Raw genomic sequence first — 3,644 nt, 5'->3', positions numbered from 1 at the left:
GCCCGCCCCCCCCCCCCCCCCGCGCGCCCCCCGCCGGGGGGGGGCGGGGCCCCCCGGGCGCGCGGGGGGGCCCGGCCCCCCGGGGGGCGCCCCCCCCCCGACGGTGCGAGGGTCAGTGCTTGAAGGTGTCCTTGATCTTTTCCTTGGCCTCGCGGGCGTCGCCCTTGGCCTGCTCCGCGCGGCCCTCGGCGGTCAGCCGTTCGTTGCCCGTCAGGCGCCCAGTGGTCTCCTTGAGCTTGCCCTTGGCCTGCTCGCCCTTCGCCTCGGCCTTCTGCTCACCAGACACAGCTGATCACTCCCTCTACGGTGGAAAGGTCTTACAAGCCCCCGTATGACCACCGAACGCCCTCCCAAACCGCTGGCGGCGCGAGAGCCTCCCTCCTCGCGGCTCCCGGTAGGTGCACGCCCATGGGTCGAGGTTCGCCGCCGGCAGGGCAGCCGCAGCGCGCGGCAGCCGGTGGCACATCGCAGCCCACGGTCGGCTCGCCGACCCGGCTCCGCTTCCGTCGGGCCTAGCGGGGGAGGAGCGCGCGGACCGTCTTGCCGCCCTCGGGTGTGGGGGTGATGGCGGTGGTGTGGGCGAGGTCGTTGACCATGTGCCAGCCGAACCCGCCGGTGCCGTTGCAGGTCGGGGGTACGCGCACGCGGATGCTGGGGGCCGGGGTCGCCCCCGGCGGACTCACCTCCTCAGACCCGGATCGCCCTATCTGAGCGCTGCCACCACGGGTTGCGCCACGTCCAGGACCGGCTCACCACCTAGCCTCACTGCCCCGTGTGCCAGCGCCTCCACCTGGACGGATGTCGTAGCCGGCCCGGCTCCCGCCTCGGATATCGTGTTCCCCTACGGGGTGCCATATCGGATGTGACGCCCCCCACCGGAGGTAGTCAGCGTATGAGCTCAAAGCGCAGCAAGAATCTAGCCCTGCCCGTACTTGACGACGCATTTCGACTCGCGTCGGTCAAGGACGCCGACGAGGCCACCCGTGACTTGGCCGCACGGCTTGCCACCACGGAGCTGCGCCGCGTTTCCCACCCGGGCCGGGTCACCTGGGATCCCACCGATCAGGCCGAGCCCGTACCGGTCCCGCCGACTGTGGTCGACGGTGACGGGGACCTGTGGCTGCGGGACCGGGGTACTGGCACCTGGACCATGCCCGAGTTCAACCCGAAGGAATTCCCGGCCCGCTGTGGCGAGGTTCTGACGTGGAACCAGCTTGCCCGCGAGTTCGGCCCGCTGACCGCACTGGCCGACGACCGCCGCACCGGCGGCGGCCGGCGCTGACCGCGCAGCTTTCTGGGATGACCGCGCCCCTGAAGCGCCCGATACGGGTAGCCGGGAGCTCCAGCTCACCGCCGAGCTCCACGATGGCGGCGAGCAGCTGAGCGTGGTGCTGGCGGCGTGCAACGGCCTCGAACAGCGTGGTGCGAGCCTGGCTCCGCCCGATGCTTCCGGCTCGGGGCCGCTTCCCGTCTGGCGGGCGCCGGAGAAGACCGTTCGGCCGCTGCTCCCGCTTGGCGGGGCGCAGGGCCGATCGGTCTTTTCTTACCGTAAGGCGTAGGAGGAGGCGGGTGTCCCGGCCGGGCGATGGATGGCCCACGGCCTGACCGTGTTCGGTCTGGCGGCGGGGTAGGCGGTCACCGAGCAGCTGCGCGACCCGAGCGCGTGGCAGGCAGCCGGTGCTGGCGGCGTTATCGATGACGCCTACGACGGCTTCCCGGCGGATTTCTTCTCCCACGAGCTCTCCGAGGCCCCCGGCTGGAAGGTCGGTGGATGGGCACAGTGGGTGCTCACCGATCCCATCGCCCGGTTGTGCATCAACTGCGGCACCGCGGTGACTCCGCTGCTGACCATCGACTCGGACGAATGCCGCGACCACAGAAGAAGCTGGGGCCCGAACGAGGAGCAGCACATCCCCGAGTTCGACGTCCACGTCTGCTCGACGTGCTACACGGACACCGACCTGATCCAGTAGACGACTGCGAGAACCGCCCCGTGCCCCTGGGCGGGCGACCTGCCATTTCCTAGTCGACGCGTGGGGCTTGGTGCGCCTGAGCCGGTCTTCGCATTCGACGGCCGGCCGTCCCTATTACCGCATCGAAACACCGTTCGAGGCCGGAAGTCAAAGAAGAAGCTGAGGAAAATCCAGTCTTCGGGGTAGGGGAGGGGGCGACCAGTCACCGCACGGAGGAGATGGATCCAGATGACATCCTCATTGCTTGAAGCCGTTGACATCGAGGCGCCGGTATCCGTGAGCTGGGCTCTGTGGCAGGACGTCGAGCGCTGGCCTTCGTTCCTCAGTCACGTCCGGCGCGTTCAACGCGTGGACGGGACCACATTCGTCTGGCAGGTCTCACTGCCCGGGGCGAACAAGGAGTTCGTAGCCGAACTCACGGAAGTGATTCCGGAGGACCGCATTGCCTGGCGTACCACCGAAGGCGTGCACCACGCGGGCGTGGTCACCTTCCACCGGCTCAGTGACACGCAGAGCCGAGTGACTCTCCAGATCGAGTATGACCCGACCGGCTTCGTCGAGCACTTGGGCGCCCTCACCAACCTTGATGCTGTCCTGGCCAACTACGACCTGGGTCAGTTCCAGACCATGGCCGAGCGCGAAGCGGCAGAGTCCTGACCCCCGTGTCCGGGGCGGACATGACCGACCAGCCTGACAACATCACGCGGCCCGACCTCGGCCCCGGCTACCCGGCGGCCTCGCCCTGTTCCACGACCGTGTCGTCGAGGCCGTGAAGGCTGGCGGCGCCGCAGAGGCACCGGGCACTACGTCGTGAGAACGTGCCTGCTGTCCGGTCCGGCTGCGGGATCGTCGTGTCCAGGCGGCCCCGCACCGTGGGCGGTTCGTACGCGGGGCAGAGAGTGCGGACCGTGGTGAGTAGGCGCGAGACCTGGACGACCGACGAGTTTGGCACCTCCCATGCAGGCGCGGTCGGTGCCGTCCTCGCCGACGGCACCGTCCGGCCCCCGGTGTACTTCGATGCCGGCTCGGGCGGGGGAGGGAACCCGGTCTCGCAGTGGAGCGTCGCGGCGGGCACCGACCAGGTGGTCGCCGCGCTGGCGGCGGCCTCCCGCAGCGCCCGCCAGATGTCCGCGGCTGACCCGCCCCGGATGGAACGCAAGCCGCCGCGTCACGGCGAGGCCCGTGGCGGGGCGGCGCCTCTGCGAGGTGCCCTCTAGGACTAACGCCCAGTGCTGGGGCCGCGCCCGCCTCGCCTCGAGCCGCACCGCCGCACCCGCCAAGAAGCACGACAACTGGTCCCGGTTGGGGCTGGCTCAGTCCTTGGCGGCGACGTGCCGGCAGGCACAGATCCCCGAAGGGGAGGCCTGCCTGGTGCTGCTGGTGTCCGACGGGTTGTCCGACCAGATGGGCGAGGAGACGCTGAACCGGTTGTGCGGCGAACACGCGGCCGCTCCACAGGCCCGCCGGGACAGACGAATGGACCCAGATACCGAAACTGGGGCTGGTGGGGCACCAGTGGCGCGGCCCCGAGGGAATCCGGTCGGGAGTACGTGGTCGGTGGCGTAGAGTGGTCTTACCGACGCGGGGTGGAGCAGCTCGGTAGCTCGCTGGGCTCATAACCCAGAGGTCGCAGGTTCAAATCCTGTCCCCGCTACCAATGAGAACGTCCCC

At 69.9% G+C, this 3,644-nt stretch carries 6 protein-coding genes and 1 tRNA gene; 5 read left to right on the top strand and 2 right to left on the bottom strand.

The features are described 5' to 3' along the window. Window positions 1-112: 112 nt before the first annotated feature. Both ACFWNV_RS39540 and ACFWNV_RS39535 read right to left on the bottom strand, forming a co-directional pair. Window positions 113-286, bottom strand: a complete 174-nt coding sequence (locus ACFWNV_RS39540) for a CsbD family protein (RefSeq protein ID WP_383957158.1) — start codon at window positions 284-286, stop codon at window positions 113-115. 226 nt (window positions 287-512) lie between these two features. Further along, window positions 513-644, bottom strand: a complete 132-nt coding sequence (locus ACFWNV_RS39535; protein ID WP_383957155.1) for a hypothetical protein — start codon at window positions 642-644, stop codon at window positions 513-515. A gap of 248 nt (window positions 645-892) precedes the next feature. Between ACFWNV_RS39535 and ACFWNV_RS39530 the strand changes: the two genes are divergently transcribed. The 5 genes from ACFWNV_RS39530 (at window position 893) to ACFWNV_RS39510 (ending at window position 3,630) form a co-directional block, all read left to right on the top strand. Next, on the top strand, window positions 893-1,282 hold the full coding sequence (locus tag ACFWNV_RS39530) for a hypothetical protein (protein WP_383957152.1): 390 nt from the start codon (window positions 893-895) through the stop codon (window positions 1,280-1,282). Window positions 1,283-1,784: 502 nt separating this feature from the next. Continuing rightward, a complete protein-coding gene (locus tag ACFWNV_RS39525; RefSeq protein ID WP_383957149.1) occupies window positions 1,785-1,973 on the top strand; it encodes a hypothetical protein in 189 nt (62 codons plus the stop codon). 228 nt (window positions 1,974-2,201) lie between these two features. After that, window positions 2,202-2,630: an SRPBCC family protein gene (locus ACFWNV_RS39520; protein WP_383957147.1), complete on the top strand. Its 429-nt coding sequence runs from the start codon at window positions 2,202-2,204 to the stop codon at window positions 2,628-2,630. A gap of 251 nt (window positions 2,631-2,881) precedes the next feature. Further along, complete coding sequence (locus tag ACFWNV_RS39515) at window positions 2,882-3,190, top strand: hypothetical protein (protein WP_383957144.1); 309 nt, start codon at window positions 2,882-2,884, stop codon at window positions 3,188-3,190. 363 nt (window positions 3,191-3,553) lie between these two features. Then, window positions 3,554-3,630 (top strand) — tRNA-Met (locus ACFWNV_RS39510). Window positions 3,631-3,644: the final 14 nt, after the last annotated feature.

The sequence above is a fragment of the Streptomyces sp. NPDC058401 genome, from assembly GCF_042722885.1.
GTDB lineage: Bacteria > Actinomycetota > Actinomycetes > Streptomycetales > Streptomycetaceae > Streptomyces.
Note: the sequence above shows the minus strand (reverse complement) of the source record. Positions and strands in the feature narration are given on the sequence as shown.